This window comes from Frondihabitans sp. PhB188 (genome assembly GCF_003752365.1).
In the GTDB taxonomy this organism is placed as follows: domain Bacteria; phylum Actinomycetota; class Actinomycetes; order Actinomycetales; family Microbacteriaceae; genus Frondihabitans.
In genome coordinates, this window is sequence record NZ_RJUO01000004.1 from 502,394 (window position 1) to 519,717 (window position 17,324).

General features: G+C 71.8%; 16 protein-coding genes. 9 read left to right on the top strand and 7 right to left on the bottom strand.

Annotation, left to right across the window (positions count from 1 at the left end):
* Positions 1 to 503: 503 nt before the first annotated feature.
* Positions 504 to 1,412, bottom strand: a complete 909-nt coding sequence (locus EDF46_RS14530) for an ROK family protein (RefSeq protein ID WP_123507006.1) — start codon at positions 1,410 to 1,412, stop codon at positions 504 to 506.
* Between the two features lie 222 nt (positions 1,413 to 1,634).
* Between EDF46_RS14530 and EDF46_RS14535 the strand changes: the two genes are divergently transcribed.
* The 7 genes from EDF46_RS14535 to EDF46_RS14565 all read left to right on the top strand — a co-directional run bounded on the left by EDF46_RS14535 (position 1,635) and on the right by EDF46_RS14565 (position 10,080).
* Positions 1,635 to 2,792, top strand: coding sequence for an ROK family protein (locus tag EDF46_RS14535; protein WP_123507007.1), 1,158 nt, complete (start codon positions 1,635 to 1,637; stop codon positions 2,790 to 2,792).
* Positions 2,793 to 2,838: 46 nt separating this feature from the next.
* Positions 2,839 to 4,167, top strand: coding sequence for an extracellular solute-binding protein (locus EDF46_RS14540; RefSeq protein WP_123507008.1), 1,329 nt, complete (start codon positions 2,839 to 2,841; stop codon positions 4,165 to 4,167).
* Between the two features lie 78 nt (positions 4,168 to 4,245).
* Entirely contained in the window at positions 4,246 to 5,184 is a 939-nt protein-coding gene (locus EDF46_RS14545) for a carbohydrate ABC transporter permease (RefSeq protein ID WP_123507009.1), read from the top strand.
* Complete coding sequence (locus EDF46_RS14550) at positions 5,181 to 6,095, top strand: carbohydrate ABC transporter permease (protein ID WP_199738286.1); 915 nt, start codon at positions 5,181 to 5,183, stop codon at positions 6,093 to 6,095. The genes EDF46_RS14545 and EDF46_RS14550 overlap by 4 nt, the downstream gene beginning before the upstream one ends.
* 8 nt (positions 6,096 to 6,103) lie before the next feature.
* On the top strand, positions 6,104 to 7,729 hold the full coding sequence (locus tag EDF46_RS14555) for a beta-N-acetylhexosaminidase (RefSeq protein ID WP_123507010.1): 1,626 nt from the start codon (positions 6,104 to 6,106) through the stop codon (positions 7,727 to 7,729).
* Between the two features lie 3 nt (positions 7,730 to 7,732).
* A complete protein-coding gene (nagB, locus tag EDF46_RS14560; RefSeq protein ID WP_123507011.1) occupies positions 7,733 to 8,518 on the top strand; it encodes a glucosamine-6-phosphate deaminase in 786 nt (261 codons plus the stop codon).
* The gene (locus tag EDF46_RS14565) at positions 8,500 to 10,080 is read left to right on the top strand and encodes an amidohydrolase family protein (RefSeq protein ID WP_123507012.1); all 1,581 of its coding nucleotides are present in this window, start codon (positions 8,500 to 8,502) and stop codon (positions 10,078 to 10,080) included. The genes nagB and EDF46_RS14565 overlap by 19 nt, the downstream gene beginning before the upstream one ends.
* Before the next feature lie 61 nt (positions 10,081 to 10,141).
* On the opposite strand, the gene EDF46_RS14570 is transcribed toward EDF46_RS14565, so the two are convergent.
* Positions 10,142 to 11,440, bottom strand: a complete 1,299-nt coding sequence (locus tag EDF46_RS14570) for an FAD-dependent monooxygenase (RefSeq protein WP_123507013.1) — start codon at positions 11,438 to 11,440, stop codon at positions 10,142 to 10,144.
* Between the two features lie 274 nt (positions 11,441 to 11,714).
* On the opposite strand from EDF46_RS14570, the gene EDF46_RS14575 reads away from it, so the two are divergent.
* On the top strand, positions 11,715 to 12,599 hold the full coding sequence (locus EDF46_RS14575) for an HAD family hydrolase (protein WP_158614265.1): 885 nt from the start codon (positions 11,715 to 11,717) through the stop codon (positions 12,597 to 12,599).
* A 21-nt stretch (positions 12,600 to 12,620) separates the two neighbouring features.
* Here EDF46_RS14575 and EDF46_RS14580 read toward each other — a convergent pair whose 3' ends face one another.
* Positions 12,621 to 13,052, bottom strand: coding sequence for a RidA family protein (locus EDF46_RS14580; RefSeq protein WP_370454113.1), 432 nt, complete (start codon positions 13,050 to 13,052; stop codon positions 12,621 to 12,623).
* A 59-nt stretch (positions 13,053 to 13,111) separates the two neighbouring features.
* Between EDF46_RS14580 and EDF46_RS14585 the strand changes: the two genes are divergently transcribed.
* Positions 13,112 to 14,377 carry an alanine racemase gene (locus EDF46_RS14585; RefSeq protein WP_123507015.1) on the top strand — a complete coding sequence of 422 codons (1,266 nt, stop codon included), beginning with the start codon at positions 13,112 to 13,114 and terminating at the stop codon, positions 14,375 to 14,377.
* A gap of 97 nt (positions 14,378 to 14,474) precedes the next feature.
* On the opposite strand, the gene EDF46_RS14590 is transcribed toward EDF46_RS14585, so the two are convergent.
* The 4 genes from EDF46_RS14590 to EDF46_RS14605 form a co-directional block, all read right to left on the bottom strand.
* Positions 14,475 to 14,714: a hypothetical protein gene (locus EDF46_RS14590; protein WP_123507016.1), complete on the bottom strand. Its 240-nt coding sequence runs from the start codon at positions 14,712 to 14,714 to the stop codon at positions 14,475 to 14,477.
* A gap of 70 nt (positions 14,715 to 14,784) precedes the next feature.
* A complete protein-coding gene (locus EDF46_RS14595) occupies positions 14,785 to 15,765 on the bottom strand; it encodes an NAD-dependent epimerase/dehydratase family protein (protein ID WP_123507017.1) in 981 nt (326 codons plus the stop codon).
* A gap of 7 nt (positions 15,766 to 15,772) precedes the next feature.
* Entirely contained in the window at positions 15,773 to 16,927 is a 1,155-nt protein-coding gene (gene nagA, locus EDF46_RS14600) for an N-acetylglucosamine-6-phosphate deacetylase (protein WP_123507018.1), read from the bottom strand.
* Positions 16,924 to 17,319 (bottom strand): YrdB family protein, encoded by a 396-nt coding sequence (locus EDF46_RS14605; protein WP_123507019.1) that lies wholly within the window; start codon positions 17,317 to 17,319, stop codon positions 16,924 to 16,926. Before EDF46_RS14605 ends, nagA begins: the two co-directional genes overlap by 4 nt.
* Positions 17,320 to 17,324 lie beyond the last annotated feature (5 nt).

Genomic DNA, 17,324 nt, shown 5'->3' on the forward strand with positions numbered 1-17,324 from the left:
CCGTCGTCGTCGGGGCGCCGGCCCCGCGGCGACCCGGAGGGCCATCTCGGGATAGGTGGGTGGTCTGTGGCGCGGGCGAGGTGCCCGTAGGGCCGCCGAGGTGGCCGCCGTCGTCGGGTCGGTCGCCCCGACCCGACGCGCGAGGCCATCTCGCGGCGGGTGAGGTCGGGCCGGGTACCGGGTGAGTGGAATCTGCGGCTCAGGGGGCGATTCGGCGCAGGAACTGCGCACTCGACGGCGAGCACCCGCCGCGTCGCGCGCGTGCCGGTCCGCGAGGTGGCCCGCGTCGTCGGGCTGGGCGTCGCGAGGCGACGGCGGCGGCCATCTCGGCGGGGACGGCGCGGCGGCGGCGCGGCGGCGGTGGGGCGCGCCCGGCGGCGCGGCGGCGCGGCGGCGGCGGGGCGGGGAAGACGGCGGGCGGCACGACGGCCCGAGGCCGGGCGCGACGGGGCGCGGGCCCGCGGGAGCGCAGCGGCCGGGCCGGGCGGAGTCAGGCCCCGAAGCTAGGCGCTGCGGACCACCGAGGAGGGTCGCCCCAGCATGGCGGCGCCGACCGCGGCGACGGGCAGGCCCTCGGGCAGGAGGCTGATGCGGTCGGGGAGGGCGAGCGAGGCGAGGAACGTCGAGGCGGCGGCCCACTCCTCGAGCACGAGACGGACGGCCGAGAGGAGGGGTGCGCCGACGTGGCTGACTCCGCCGCCGATGACGACCCGCTCGACGTCGACCGTGAGCACGAGCAGGCGGACGGCGGCCGCGACTCCCTCGGAGACTCGGCGGCTGACGGCGACGGCGTGCGGGTCTCCGTCGGCGGCTGCGCGGAAGAGGTCCTGCGCCGGGTAGGGGTGGCTGGTGGGCCAGAGGCGGGCGATCGCCGAGCCGGCCGCGACGGTCTCGAGGCAGCCGCGCTGGCCGCACAGGCAGAGGTCGCGCTGCGGGTCGACGGGGATGTGGCCGATCTCGCCGGAGACGCCGCGGGCTCCGCGCCAGAGCGCTCCGTCGAAGACGAGGCCGGCGGCGAATCCGGTGCCCAGGTTGAGGTAGGCGACGGGACCCTCGAGGCCCATGAGGTGGACGGCGCCCAGGGCCGCCGCGTTGACGTCGTTCTCGACGGCGACCGGCGTGTGCGTGAGGGCTTCGAGCGCCTCGCCGAAGGGGGTGTCGTGGAATCCGAGGTTGACCGCGTGCCGCACCCGCCCGGTGGCCGGGTCGACGAGGCCGGGGATCCCGACGCCGATGCTGTCGAGCGAGGCGCCCGTGAGTCGGCGGAGACCCTCGACCGCGGCGGCGGCTCCCGCGACGACCTCCTCTTCGCCGAAACCGGTCGGAAGACGGAGGCTGCCGGTGACCGTGCCGTCGGAGTCGACCGCCACCGCGTCGATCTTGGTGCCGCCGATGTCGAGGCCGGCCCTCATCGGCGGGCTCCGCGCGGGGCGCCGGGGGAAGGGCGGGTCGAGGCGTGCATGTTTGTTAGTAAATCTTACGAATCCGATGGCGCGCAAGATTCGCGCGTCACAAATCCTTCAAATCACGGGCACGTTTCGTCTCGGTTACATCCGAAAAGAGTTCTTGACTTTTGTTTGTAAGGGCAATTTACTAACACAACCAGCCCGTCCGGGCCTTCGAGAGGCGAGAGAATGACAAGCGAGATCGTGGAGCAGGCACCGCGTCGCCGACGGGTGTCGGTCAAGGCGCTGCCGCAGCACAACCGCGTGCACAACCGCTCGCTGGTGCTCCAGGCGCTCTTCCACAACGGCGCCATGAGCCGCGCCGACCTCGCCCGCCACTCGGGCCTCACCCGCCCGACGGTGTCGGTGCTCGTCGCCGAGCTCGAGGCCGACGGCATCGTCTCCGAGATCGGCCAGCGCGCGGACGTCAGGGTGGGCAAGCCCGCCACCCTCGTCGAGATCAACGCCGACGCGTTCCACATGATCGTGCTCGACCTCTCCAGCGCCGACCGCTTCGTCGGAGCCGTCGTCAACCTCCGAGGCGAGGTCGTCGACCGCGCCGAGCTCGAGATCGACGGCGCCGTGGGCGACGACGCGATCGCCCGGGTCATCCGACTCGGCGAGCGCCTGGCCGCGCTGACCACCCGCCGCATCCTGGGCATCGGCGTCGGCTCGCCCGGCATCGTCGACGACCAGGGCGTCGTGCGCGAGGGCCTGCACCTCGAGTGGTTCGACCTGCCTCTGAAGCAGCGTCTCAAGGAGCACTTCCGCGTGCCTGTCCGGGTCGCCAACGACGCGAACGTCGCCGCTCTCGGCGTCCACACCTTCCGCGACGTGCCCGGCCTCAGCCTGATGGTCATCACGATCGAGCACGGCGTCGGCGTCGGCCTCATCATCGGCGGCTCGCTCGTCGAGGGCGAGCAGTTCTCCGCCGGCGAGATGGGCCATGTCACCGTCGACTCGTCGGCCGATGGCAGCGAGGGCGCCCTCTGCACCTGCGGTCGCCGCGGCTGCCTCGAGACGGTCGTCGGCGCCCGCTACCTCAGCGACCGCGTGGCAGGTCTTCCGGCGCAGGAACGCGACGCCGCACTTCGCAGTGCGGGCCGAGCTCTGGGGATCGTCACCGCCCCGGTGATCAGCGCCCTGAACCTCAACGAGGTCGTGCTGTCGGGCCCCGCCGCCCTGCTCGACGGTCCGTTCGCGGAGGCCGCCCTCGCCACCGTCAAGGCGCGCACGCTCTCGGCCGTCGGCCGGGGTCTCACCCTGCGCACGTCCGGCGGCGACACCGATCTCGTCCTCCTGGGGGGTGCCTCGCTCGTCCTCCAGGCCGAGCTCGGCGTCTCCTGACCTGTTCTCTTCCCTTCCGATCACATTCACCACGAGGAGTTAGAAAGTGCGTATTTCGAAGATCGCCGCGGTCGGGGCCCTCAGCCTCGCCGCCGTCGTGGCGCTCAGCGCCTGTTCCAGCAGCGGCAACGCCGGCACCTCCGGCGGTGGCACGCAGTCGGTGCCCACCACCAAGGGCGACGGCAAGACGCTCAAGGTCTGGGTGATGACCGGCGACTACACCGACGCCACCATCGCCGAGATCAACAAGGAGTTCACTGCCAAGACGGGCGCCAAGGTCGACGTCCAGATCCAGCAGTGGGACGGCATCACCACCAAGATCTCGACGGCGCTCGCCACCAGCACGCCGCCCGACGTCATGGACCTCGGCAACACGCAGGTCGCCAGCTACGCCGCCAACGGCGCGCTGCTCGACCTCACGCCGTACAAGAAGGACCTCGCCCAGGGGCAGACCTGGCTGACCGGGCTCTCGGAGCCCGCCACGGTCGACGGCAAGCTCTACGGCCTGCCCGGCTTCGCCGGCGCCCGCGCGGTCATCTACAACAAGACGACGTGGGCGAAGGCCGGCGTCACCGACGCTCCGACCACCTACGACGAGCTCACCGCCGACCTCGACAAGGTGGCGGCCGCCAACAAGTCGACCTCCGACTTCTCTCCCTTCTACCTGCCGGGCCAGCAGTGGTACGCCGGAATGCAGTTCGTCTGGGATGCCGGCGGAGAGATCGCCACCGAGAAGGACGGCAAGTGGACCGCCGGTCTCGGCGACTCGAAGGCGCAGCAGGGTCTCGCCGACTTCAAGGAGTTCCAGAACGCGTACTCGTCGAAGGCCTCTCGGACGCTCGACACCGACAGCCCCGACTTCACGCAGATCTTCGCCGACGGCAAGACCAGCGCCATCCTCTCGACCAACGGGTACGTGGACCTCGTCAAGAAGGCCAACCCGAAGCTGAAGGACAGCGACATCGGCACCTTCCCCTTCCCCGGAAAGTCGGGCAAGACGCAGCCCGTCATGCTCGGCGGCTCGGACTGGGGCATCGCGGCGAAGTCGAAGAACACCGACCTCGCGCTGCAGTGGGCCAAGATCGCGGCCAGCCCGTCGGTCCAGTCGAAGTGGGTCTACGGCAACGACGGCTGGATCCCGAACAGCACCGACGGCATCAAGGCGGCCGACTCGACGCTGAGCGACATCGACAAGGGCTTCTTCAACGCGGCTCTCAACTCGAAGGCCACTCCGGCCTCGGGCGAGTGGGCGGGCCTGGAGGGCGACAAGAGCATCAATCAGCTCTTCTCGGCCGTCGCCTCGGGCTCGAAGACGCCTGAATCGGCTGCGTCGAGCTTCGACACCGCAGCGGACAAGACGCTCAACGCGAAGTAGACGGGCCGGGGCGGCGCTCCGGCGCCGCCCCGCTCGTCTCCTCTCATCGCGCTCCACCGATCGACCGAAGGGCACCGAATGGCCATCTCGACCGTGAACCCCGGCCTCCGCAGAGCGGCGAAGGGGCCTCGCAGGAACCTCGCGCCGCTGTGGCTGCTCAGCCCGGCGGGAATCGTCCTGCTGGCGGTGCTCGTCGCACCGATCATCTACCTGGTCGTGACCTCGTTCACCGACTACGACCAGCGCACGCTCTACACCGGCGCCTACGACTCGGTCGGCATCGCGAACTACCTGTCGCTGTTCACCGATCCCGACTTCTGGTGGTCGCTGATCCGCACGGTGCTCTTCACGGCCGCGATGGTCGCCGGCAGCATCGTGATCGGCACCGGTGTCTCGCACCTCCTGACACGGCTGTCGACGGTGATGCGCTACGTCGTCACGATCGTCCTGATCTTCGCGTGGGGCATGCCCAACGTCGCCTCCTCGCTGGTGTGGAAATGGCTGTTCCAGCCCGGCTACGGCGTCATGAACTGGTTCCTGACGCAGCTGCACGTCTTCGGCGACATGACGAACGTCGACTGGTCGAACAACGCCTTCCTCTCGTACGCGTCGATCTGGATGCTCATCGTCTGGCAGGCGGTGCCCTTCATCGCTCTCACCCTCTACGCGGCCGAGACGCAGATTCCCACCGAGCTCAAGGAGGCCGTGCGTCTCGACGGCGCCTCCGAGTGGGGCGTCTACAAGACGATCACCCTGACCTTCCTCAAGCCGACCCTCCTGCTCGTCACGATCCTCTCGGTGATCTGGGACTACAACGTCTTCAACCAGATCTGGCTCGTCTCGCAGGGCGGCCCCGACGATGCGACCTCCACCCTCGGCGTCTTCACGTTCACGACGGCCTTCGTCGGGTTCCATCTCGGGCAGGGCGCCGCGATCTCGGTCGTGACGACGCTGATCCTGCTGATCCTCACCGTGTTCTACATCCGCAACCTGATCCGCTCGGGAGAAGACCTGTGACCACGACCGCGCCCCGCCTCTCGACCGACGAGGTCTCCGACCACGCCCCCGCATCAGCGCCGACAGCGGTGAAGTCGACGCGTCGCCGCAAGCGCCCGCGCTGGATCAGCCACACGATCGCGGTCGTCTTCTCGATCGTCTGGATCTTTCCGGTCTACTGGATGATCAACACGGCCTTCAAGCCCCGTACCGAGGCGATGACGTCCAAGCCGGAGTTCTATCCCCACCACCCGACGCTGCACAACTTCGCGGTCGCGTTCACGCAGGGCGACTTCCTCGTCTACCTGCGCAACTCGGCGATCGTCGTGTCGGGTGCCGTCGTCCTCTCGATCCTGCTCGGCCTGTTCGCCGCAGCCGCTCTCTCGCGCTTCCGGTTCCGCGGGCGCCGCTCGATCATGGTCGTCATCCTGGTCGTCCAGATGCTGCCGGCGACGGCCCTGCTGATCCCGCAGTTCTTGATCTTCAGCCAGATCGGACTCGTCGGCACCTACGTCGGCCTGATGCTCGCCTACGTCGCGGCCGTCCTGCCATTCACCATCTGGGTCATGCGCGGGTTCTTCCTGGCCATCCCGATGGAGGTCGAGGAGGCCGCCCGGATGGACGGGGCGTCGACGTGGCAGGTCCTGACCCGGGTGCTCTTCCCGCTGGTCATGCCGGGCGTGATCGCCTCGGGCGTCTTCGCGTTCATCGCGGCGTGGAACGACTACATCGTCGCCTACACGTTCATGCAGGACCAGAGCCACTACACGCTGCCGGTGTGGCTGGCGTCGTTCACCACTCAGACCTCGGGCACCGACTTCGGCGGGCAGATGGCGGCCTCCGTGCTGTTCTCGCTGCCGGTCGTCGTGTTCTTCATGATCATCCAGCGCAATCTGGTGTCCGGCATGTCGGCCGGCGCCGTGAAGGGATAGCAGTACCGATGACGATCTCACTCGTTCCCCGTCCGTCCAGCCTGGTGGAGGGCACCGGCTCCTTCGCCCTCGACGCCCGCACCCGCGTGGTCGCGCCGGAGGCCCTCGACGGCGAGGCCGCGCTTCTGCAGGCGGCGCTCCGCCCGTCGACCGGCCTCCCGCTGAAGGACGCCGACCTCGCCGACCGCGCCATCGTGCTCGGCCTCGCCGCCGACCTCCGCGCGTCGGAGTACCGCCTCGAGGTCACCGTCGACGGCGTCGTCGTGCAGGGCGGCGATGCGGCCGGCGTGTTCCACGGCATCCAGACGCTGCTGCAGCTCCTGCCCGCCGAGTCGTACCGCCGAGCCCGTGTGGAGGGCGTGGCCTGGACCCTCCCGGCCGTGACGATCGTCGACGCCCCGAAATTCGGCTGGCGGGGCGCGATGCTCGACGTGGCCCGGCACTTCATGCCGAAGCACGACGTGCTCCGCTTCATCGACCTGATGGCGATGCACAAGCTGTCGGTGCTCCACTGGCACCTCACCGAGGACCAGGGCTGGCGCATCGAGATCGACAAGTACCCGCGCCTCACCGAGGTCGCGTCGTGGCGCAAGAACTCGCAGGTCGGCGCGGGCCCCGACGCCACCTTCGACAACCGCCCGCACGGCGGCTTCTACACGAAGGCCGACATCCGCGAGGTCGTCGCCTACGCGAGCGCCCGCCACATCCAGGTCGTGCCCGAGATCGACGTGCCCGGCCACAGCCAGGCCGCCATCGCCGCGTACCCGGAGCTCGGCCTCGACCCGTCGAAGCAGCTCGACGTCTACCCCGCCTGGGGCATCATCCACGACGTGCTCAACATGGAGCAGTCGACCGTCGACTTCTACAAAGACGTCTTCGACGAGATCCTCGACCTCTTCCCGTCGCCGATCATCGGCGTGGGCGGCGACGAGTGCCCGCGCGACGCCTGGAAGGCCGACGCGCGCACGCAGGAGATCATGCGCGAGCGCGGCTTCACCGACGAGGCCGAGCTGCAGACCTGGTTCATCGGCGAGCTCGATGCGCACATCACCGCGAAGGGCCGCCGCATCTACGGCTGGGACGAGATCCTGGAGGGCGAGATCTCGGAGTCGGCGATCGTCGCCTCGTGGCGCGGCATGACGGGTGCCGTCACGGCGGCGAAGCGCGGTCACGACGTCGTCGCCTGCCCGGACGACCAGGTCTACCTTGACTACCGCCAGTCGACCGACCCCGACGAGCCCATCCCCGTCTCGATCCCGCTCACCGTGGCCGACGTCTACGCGTTCGAGCCGGTCCCCGCGCAGCTCACCGCCGACGAGGCCGCCCACGTGCTCGGCGGCCAGGGCAACATCTGGACCGAGCACATGGACTCGCCCCGCACCGTCGACTACCTCGTCTTCCCTCGCCTGTGCGCGCTCGCCGAGGCCGTCTGGACCGAGGGCGATCGCGACTTCGCCGAGTTCGAGCCGCGCCTCGAGGCGCACCTGGCCCGGCTGGACGCGATCGGCGTGGAGTACCGGAAGGCGTCGGGGCCGCTGCCGTGGCAGATGCGTCCGGGGGTTCCCGGTCGTCCGTCCACTCGCGAGGAGCGCGCGGCGTTCATCGCCGAGCTCGTCGCGAACATCGCGGAGTAGCGCGTGGAGGTCATCGTCAAGCCGACCCCCGCCGAGGTCGGCCGCACGGCCTCGGCCCTGATCGCGCGGGTGTCGCGCGAGAAGCCCGAGGCCGTCCTGGGGCTCGCGACCGGCTCGTCGCCGCTCGGCATCTACGAGTCGCTCGCGGCGCTGGTCGACGCCGGCGACCTCGATCTGTCGAGAGCGTCGGGCTTCGCGCTCGACGAGTACGTCGGAATCCCGCTCGACCATCCGGAGTCCTACGCGTCGGTCATCGCCCGCGACGTCGTCGGGCCTCTCGGCATGGACCCGTCGAGGGTCCGCGTCCCCGACGGGCGAGCCTCCGACATCGAGGCGGCGACGCGCGACTACGACGAGGCGATCCGCTCTGCCGGCGGTATCGACGTGCAGATTCTCGGGATCGGCGCGAACGGCCACATCGGCTTCAACGAGCCCTCGTCGTCGTTCGCCTCGCGCACCCGCATCAAGACTCTGGCCCCGTCGACCCGCGAAGCCAACGCCCGCTTCTTCGACGATCCCGCCGACGTTCCCACGCACTGCCTCACGCAGGGGCTCGGCACGATCCTCGAGGCGAAGCGCGTCGTGCTGGTCGCGCAGGGGGCAGCCAAGGCCGATGCGGTGGCGGCGATGGTCGAGGGACCGCTCTCGGCGATGTGCCCGGGGTCGGCCCTCCAGCTCCACGAGCACGCGACGATCGTCGTCGACGAGGCGGCGGCGGCCCGGCTCACCCTGCGCGACTACTACGACTACACGTACGCCAACAAGCCGACGTGGCAGCGGTTCGAGTAGCGGTCTTCCGCGGCGCGACGGTCCATGACGGCACCGGCGCGCCGAGCAGACCGGCCGACGTGGTCGTCGAGGCCGGCCTCATCACGGCAGTCGAAGCAGGTGCACCGGCACCCGTCGGCGCCGAGGTCGTCGACGCGTCCGGCCGGGCGATGCTCCCGGGCTTCATCGACGCGCACTCGCACGACGACGCCGCGCTGTTCCGCCCCGGCGGCCTCGACCCCAAGACCGGCCAGGGCGTCACGACGACTGTGCTCGGCAACTGCGGGCTCGGCGTCGCACCGTCGTCGCCCGGCCTCGCCGAGAGCGCGACGCCTGTGCTCGGGCCGTTCCCCGACCGCCACTGGCCCACGTTCGGCGACTATCTCGCCGAGATCGCCGCCGAGGCCCGAGCCGTCAACACCGTGGCGCTGGTGCCTCATGCTCCGCTGCGAGCCGCCGCCCTCGGATTCGAACGCCGCCCGGCCACAGCGGCTGAAGTCGATGCGATCGCAGGAACTGCGGCCTCAGCCCTCGACGCAGGCGCAGCCGGCATCTCGCTCGGCCTCATGTACGCACCGGGTGACGAGGCCACCCGCGACGAGCTGCTCGCGCTGGCGACCGCCGCCGCACGGCACGACCGCCTGCTCGTGGCGCACATCCGCAACGAGGCCGACCACCTGCGCGCTTCCATCGACGAGATGGCCGACCTCGCCCGGGCCACCGGTGCTCGCCTCCACATCAGCCACCTCAAGGTCACCGGGCCCGCGAACGCCGGCGGCATGCCGGCGATCATCGACCACCTCGATGCGCTCCGCGACGAGGGGATCGACGTCACGGCCGACGTCTACCCGTACGACGCCGGGTCGACGACCGTCGCCTCGCTCTTCCCGCCGGACGCCCAGGGCGCACTGGTCGCGCTCCTGTCCGACCCGACGACGCGGCGGCCCCTCCTCGCGCGGCTCGACCACCCGTGGCCCGCCACCGCCCTCGAGAACCAGTGGGCCGCCGTCGGGCCCGGCCGCATCCTCCTGGCGGGGTTCCCCGCGACGATGGCCGAGTACGAGGGGCTGTCGGTCGCCGCCATCGCCGCGTCGCGGGCGCAAGACCCCCTCGACGCACTCGCGGACCTCGTCGTCGGGGCCGCCGGGCAGCTCACCGTCGTCGTCTTCCACACCGACCCCGACGGCGTGCGGCAGGCCCTCGCGTGGCCGCACACGCTCGTCGGCAGCGACGGGCTCCCGCGCGAGGCCGGATTCGTGCACCCCCGGCTCTACGGCACCTTCCCGCGGGCGCTGACCCTGGGGGTGCTGCCGTTCGACGCGGCCCTCGCGCGGATGACCTCGGCCACGGCCGACCGGTTCGGGCTGGCCCGACGAGGCCGCATCGAGGTCGGGGCCGCGGCCGACCTGCAGCTCGTCGACCTCGGCGCCTACGCCGACCGGGCGACGTACGACGACCCGCGGCGCAGCCCGGCGGGCCTCGCCGGCGTGTGGGTCGGCGGGGTGCGCGTGGGTGCGGCGTCGGCCGGCCAGTTCCTGCGCCCCGCCCCTGCTGCCCCTGCTGGCCCCAACAAAAGCGGGTGAGGGGTCGCTCGTTGTCGGGCGAGAGGGTGGTTCGGAGCAACTAGCGACCCCTCACCGGGCTTTAGAGGGACGACTGAGGGGACCTCTCCAGGTGCGCGTAGTCGGGGAGGGCGATCTTGTCGGCGGGCGGGGAGAAGAGCTTGGCGCCGAGACGGGAGGCGACGCGGCTCGATGCGACGCGGAGGCCGGTGTGGAACGCCGCGAGACCTGCCCGGGTGCGCGGGTTGGCGACGCGAGGGACCCCCGGCGGCAGCTTCTGGGCCTGGTCGACGAAGGGCCGCATGATCCGGTCGTAGCCGGCGAACGCGTCGCGGTGATCGACGTGGGCGGCGAGCTCGCCCGCGAGCACGTAGGCGCCGACGAGCGAGAGGCTCGTGCCCATGCCGCTGAGGGGGGACGCGCACCAGGCGGCGTCTCCGGTGAGGGCGACCCGGCCTCGCGACCAGCTCGGCGCATGCACCTGGCCGACCGACTCGAAGTAGACGTCGTCGGCCCTGTCGAGCTCGTCGAGCACCCGCGGCGCCTCCCAGCCGGAGCTCCCGAACTGGTCGCGAAGGCGGGCCCGCTGCTCGTCGGGGCTCCGGCGGCTGTCGCGCTGCGTCGCCTCGTCGTCGTAGAGGATCGACGTCAGCACGGCGCGGGTGGTCCCGTGGCGGTCGGGCCGCAGGGTGACTGCGAGCCCGCCGGGCTCGCTGTACCAGCGCCACCAGTCGACGTCCGACTCGGTGCGCGGGATCGTCAGGTACGTCATCTCCATGCCGAGGGGCCGGACCACCGCCTCGTCGCCGAAGACCAGCCGACGGGTCGACGAGCCGATGCCGTCGGCCGCGATCACGAGGTCGAACCGACGCGGCTCGCCGTGCTCGAACGTGACATCGACACCGTCGCCGGTGTCGTCGAGTCCAGTGATGCGGTCGCCGAAGACGTACTCGGTGGTGCCGGCGGAGGGTGCGACGGCCGACGTGCTGGACGTGCCGGACGTGCCGCGTGTCGCGCCGGACCCCGCGTCGCTGGTCGCCTCCACCAGGATCCGCGACAGGTCGCCGCGCAGGATCTCGACTTCCGCAGTCGCGCCGCTCGTCTCGGACGCCGTCGCCGGGAACTCGGCGACGACCGCGCCGCCAGCGCCGAGGAAGCGCGTGCCGAGCTCGCCCGTCGTAGCGGCCTTGACGGCCTTCTCGAGCCCGGCGCGTCGGAGCACCTCGCGGGCGGCGCCGCGCACGTCGATGTTCTGGCCGCCCTCGCGGAACGCCGGCGCCCGCTCGACGACAGTGGTGCGCCAGCCGTAGCGGCTCAGCCAGAAGGCGAGCGATGGGCCGGCGATGCTCGCGCCGGAGATCAGGACGTGCGGTCGCGTCATGGAGTGCCTCTCACGGCGTCGCACAAGCGCCGCCCGTCTGTTCTCTCCAGTCAACAGCACGCCGTCGAAGCCGGTGAGGGGTGGGGGGGGGGGGGCCCCCCCCCCCCCCCCCGGCCGGCCGCCCCCCCGCCCCCCCCCGCCCCCCCCCCCCCCCCCCCCCCCCCCCCCCCCCCCCCCCCCCCCCCCCCCCCCCCCGGCGGCCGGGAGGCCCGCGTGCAGCGACACCCCAGCACTGGGGCGAGAGGCCCGAAGGCGGGCGAGACACAATGAGGGCGTGACCACCCTCTACGTCTGCGACCTCGACGGCACCCTGCTCGGGCCCGAGGCGAGCCCGAGCGCCTTCACCGTCGACACCGTGAACGGCCTCGTCGCGCACGGCGTGCACGTCGCCGTGGCGACGGCCCGCTCGGCCGTGTCGCTGCGCCGCGTGGTCGGCGACCTCGACCTGCGCGGCCCGGCCTGCGTCTACGGGGGTGCGTTCGTGGTCGACCTCTCGACCGGCGAGACCCTCGTTCAGCGGGTGCTCGACACAGCCGTGGTCGACGGGATCCTCGACGTGTTCGCGCGCACGGGGACCTCGCCGCTGGTGTACTCGCTCGATCCTGCGGCCGAGGCCTCGGAGGAGACCGTCGCCGGCGCCGGAGAGCACGCGGATACGGTCGGCTGGGTGCGAGGCCACGAGGGCCCCGGGATCGCCTGGTACCTCGGCGACCGGGGCGACGACCCGAGGTTCCGGCCCGTCGACAGCCCCGCCGACCTGACGCGCGAGGGCACGTTCTCGATCGTCGCGCTCGCTCCCGAGTCAGACCTCGAGCCGGTGCGGCGGACGATCGAGCGCGAGTTCGCCGGTCACGTCACGGCCACGCTCCAGGAGGAGACCTACCTGCCCGGCATCTACTGGCTGGAGCTGGCGGCGCCCGGCGCCGACAAGGGGCACGGGGTGCTCGAGCTGAAGAGCCTGCTCGGCGCGGACCGCGTCGTGGTGTTCGGCGACAACCGCAACGACCTGGCGATGTTCCGGGTCGCGGACGCGTCGTACGCGGTCGCGAACGCGAGCGCGGAGGTCCGCGAGGCGGCGACCGGGGTGATCGGCTCGAACGCCGATGACGGCGTCGCGCACTGGCTGGCCGCGCACGCGAGGGTCCCGGCCAGGCGCTGACCCAGCCCTGAAAGCGGGGAGCTAGCCGACGACCGCGAGCGCGTCGATCTCGACGAGCATGGCCTCGTTCGGCAGCTCGACGAACACCGTGGTGCGGGTCGGGTACACGCCCGACGGCACGTTGGCCCGGATGTACTCGGCGTAGGCGGCGTTCATCTCGGCGAAGTCGCGGCGCTCGGTCAGGAACACGCGGAGCGAGAGCACGTCGTCGAAGGTGCCCCCGGCGGCCTGGACGATGGCCCTGACGTTGTCGAGCGTGCGGATCGTCTGCGAGGTGACGTCGCCCGGGTGGAGGTACTCGCCGGTGGCGGGATCCTGCGGCCCCTGGCCCGACACGGAGACGAACCCGCCCTTCTTCACTCCCTGCGAGAATGCCGTCATAGGGGTGGGCGCTCCGGTCGTCTCGACGCGGATCTTGCTCTCGGCCATCGTGGGGTCCATCCTGTCGTGCATCGCGTTCGTCCTACCCAACGACGCTACTGCACCACCCACCCGAGCGAAGGATCAGGCCCATGACACTCAGCGCCGAGCAGCCGTCGAAGGTCGCGTTCACCGGGAGGGCCTGGCCCATCCCCCTCGGGGAGCTCCCGACACCCGTCCTGACCATCGACTCGGAGGTGCTTCGGCACAACATCGACACGATGGCCGGCTGGTGCCGCGAGGCCGGCGTCGACCTCGCCCCGCACGGCAAGACGACGATGTCGCCCGACGTCTGGCTGAGGCAGATCGACGCCGGCGCCTGGGGCCTCACCGTCGCGACGGCCTACCAGGCCGAGGTCGCGCGCGAGGCCGGCATCGCCAACATCATCATGGCGGGCACGACCTTCGCCCCGGACGCGCTGGCCCGCCTGGCCCGGCCGGGGAGCGAGGTCATGATGTGGCTGGACTCCGTCGACGGCGTCCGGCTCGTCGATGAGGCGCTGGCCCGGATCGCGCCGGACCGGTCGCTGCCGATCCTGGTCGAGATCGGCGCGGCGGGCGGCCGCACGGGGGCGCGCACGATCGAGGCGGCGCTCGCTGTGGCGGCGGCGGTGGGCGAGGCCGACCACCTGGTGCTGGCGGGCGTCGCCGGCTACGAGGGGGCCCTGACGCATGGCACCGACTCGGCGGCGCTGCAGCTGATCGACGACTACCTGGCGACGATGATCGAGTTCCGCGACCTGCTCGACGGCGACTCGTTCGGCCCGTGGCTCGCCCGCGGCGGAGACGTGATCCTGACCGCCGGCGGCAGCGTCTACTTCGACCGCGTCGTCGAGGCTCTGGGCTTCCGGCACGACCCCGAGGGGCTCCGCGGTGCACGGACGCGAGTGGTGCTCCGCTCCGGCTCCTACGTCACGCACGACCACGACCTGTACCGCCGGCTCACGCCCTTCGAGCGGCTCGACGCGGCGGAGTCGTTCCGCCCGGCCCTCGACCTCTGGGCGAGCGTGCTCTCCCGGCCCGAGCCGACGCTGGCGCTCCTCAACGTCGGCCGTCGCGACACCGCCGACGACGAGGGCCTGCCGCTGGTCATCGAGGCGTACCGCGTGCAGGGCTCCGACGCCCGCCGCGTGCCGGGTGCCGCGCAGGGCGCCGTCGTCACGGGCCTCAACGACCAGCACGCCTTCGTGACCGTGCCGCCCGAGTCGGCGCTCGCCGTGGGTGACCTTGTACGGCTCGGCATCTCGCACCCGTGCACGACGATCGACAAGTGGAACGAGATCGCCGTCATCGAGGACCACCTCGGCGAGGCCCGCGGCCTGCCTCTGGTGACGTCGACGATAGAGACGCGGTTCTGACCCGGGCGACGAGGACGGCACGCCGGAAGCCGCGCAACCACGGCACGCCCCCGCACGAGGCGAGGGCGCGGTGGCGCTGTGCGGGGTAGGGGTCCCGCTAGCGCGGCGCCTTGCGACCCGACCTCGGCCAGGTGTCGCCAGCGACACCACGACGCAGGTACAGGGTCAGCCCGATGCCGAGCAGGAGTCCGACGAACCCGATCGGAAGGCAGATCGCCGCGGCCATGATGGGCGCGGTCGTCAGCACGAGAGTGATCGCGGCGATGAGGAACAGACCGCCGACCATCCCCGAGATGATGGCGATCCGCTCGGTGAGTCCGCGCGCGCCTGAGTTCATACCCCGAGGCTAGGGGCCGGGCGGCACCGGCGCAGTCGGACCTTCGGGGGACACCCTCGAGCCCCCGGGCTCAGGCGGTGAGGCGGTCGTACAGCGCGTCGACATCCCGGTCGACGACCCGGCGGCTCGCGTCGGCGTCGTGCCAGGCCAGGATGCGCCGGGCCCCTTCGGCGAAGGGGATGCGCGGCGCCCAGCCGGGGGCGAGCGACTCGATCTTCGAGGTGTCGAAGATGGCGGCGTGGCTCCGGTCGCCGCGCAGCGCCTCGTCCCAGACGGGCGCCTCTTGCACGAGATCGTGGGTCGTCCGGTGCACGAGATGGGGTACCTCCACGCCGGCGGCGTCGGCCAGGTCCAGCGCGATGGAGTTCCAGGTGAGCAGCTCGGGCGACATGATGTTGAACGCCTCGCCGATCGCCTCCGGCGCACCCAGCACGTGCACGAACGCGGTCGCGAAGTCGTCGGAGTGCGTGATCGCCCAGGGCGAGGTCCCGTCGCCGTGCAGCACGATGGGCAGGCCGCGGCGCATCCGGTCGATGGCCGTCCAGCCGCCGAGCAGGGGAACCTGCGTCCGGTCGTACGTGTGCGACGGCCGCACGACCGTCACCCGGATGCGCCCCGCGGCGTGCTCGTCGCGCAGCAGCCGCTCGCACGCGATCTTGTCGCGCGAGTACTGCCAGAACGGATTGTGCAGCGGGGTCGCCTCATCGATCGGCAGCCGGGCCGGCGGCTTCTGGTACGCCGACGCCGAGCTGATGAACACGTACTGCTCGGTCCGGTCGCCGAACAGCCGGACCGCGCGAGACACCTCGGCGGGCGTGAACGTGATGAAGTCGGCGATCGAGTCGAAGCGCCTGTCGCCGAGGGCCGTGCGGACGGCGTCCTCGTCGCGGATGTCGGCGGTGATGACCTCCACCCCGGCGGGCAGCTCCCGCGACAGGGTCGTGCCTCGGTTCAGGACAGTCACCGCGATCCCGTTCGCGCACGCCTCTCGGACGCACGAGGCGCTGATCTGGCCGGTACCGCCGATGAACAGGAGTGACGTCGTTGTCATCCGACGATCATGGCACGATCGGCGACCCCGCGGCCCAGACGCGCTCCACCGTCCAGCCGGGCGTCCACGCGACGAGGTCGGCGGCGAAGCCCGGCTCGACGAGGCCGAGCGTGCGCTCGAGGCCGAGCGCGGCGGCCGGCGTGAGGGTGAGGGCGGCCACCGCGTGAGCCGGCGGGAGCCCGACCTGGTCGATCGCGAGGCGCAGCGCCGCGTCCTGCGTGAGGGTCGAGCCCGCGATCGTTTCGGTTCCCGACAGCGTGGCGGTTCCGTCGGCGACCGTGACGTCGAGCGAGCCGAGACGGTACTCGCCGTCGTCCGCACCGGCGGCGGCCATCGCGTCGGTGATTAGCGCGATGCGGCCGGGGGCGGCGGCGAACAGCATCGCGGCGACCCGCGGATGCACGTGCACCCCGTCGAGGATGAGCTCGAGCGTCACGCGCCCGTCGTCGACCGCGGCCACGACGGGGCCCGGGGCGCGGTGGTGGATGCCGGGCATGGCGTTGAAGGCGTGCGTCAGCAGCCGCGCGCCGGCGTCGAAGCCCGCACGCGTCGTGGCGTAGTCGGCGACGGTGTGCCCCAGTGCCACGGCGACGCCCGCCCCCGACAGCCGCGCGATGGCATCGAGCGCTCCCGGCAGCTCGGGGGCGACGGTGACCTGACGGAGCGCGGCGCCGCCGGCCTCCAGCAGCGCGTCGAGAACGGCACCGTCGGGGGCCGAGAGGAAAGCCGGGTTGTGCGCCCCGCAGTTGCCGGGCGACAGGAGGGGGCCCTCGAGGTGCGCGCCGAGCACGAGGGGGTCGGACGCGCAGAGGTCGCTGATCGCGGCGAGGGAGGCGCGGAGTTCCTGCACCGGATTCGCGACGAGGCTGATCACCGAGCGCGTGGTGCCGTGCGCGCGGTGCACGGCCAGCGCAGCCGCGAACGCCGCGGGGTCGGTGGCGCCGTCGTCGAACGAGAAGCCGCCGCCGCCGTGGCCGTGCAGATCGATGAGGCCGGGCGTGAGCGTCGCGCCGCCGAGCTCGACTTCCTCGTCGACGACGGCGCCCACGAAGTCGCCGGGGCCTCCGACGGCGGCGATCCGCCCCGCTTCGATGAGAACGCAGGAACTCGCCCGCTCACCCCGCGCATCGAGCACCGCCGCATCGCGCAGCAACGACCTCATGCGCGGTTCTCGCGGCGGAAGTTCACCACTCCCGACACCAGCGCCACGACGGCGAACACGGCGCCGACCAGCGGGTAGCCGAGGCTCACCCAGCAGTACGCCGCCGACCCCATGACGGCGATCTCGACGATGGCGCGCCCGACGGGGTCGGTCTTCACCGGCGCCCTCGGCGACCGGAACAGCGCCCAGAGCACGATGGCGAACAGCGGGGCGCCGACGATGAAGAACCAGGCCGGGAACGGGTAGGGCCAGGCGTAGTAGCCCCAGAAGCCGAGGCTGAAGAAGGCGAACAGCTCGAGCACGAGCCGCAGCACGTCGTTGGCGGTCAGCGTGAAGCCCCGACCGCCGTCGCCGCCGCCGCGACCGGGCCTGCGCTTGGGAGTGTCGAACACGGCGC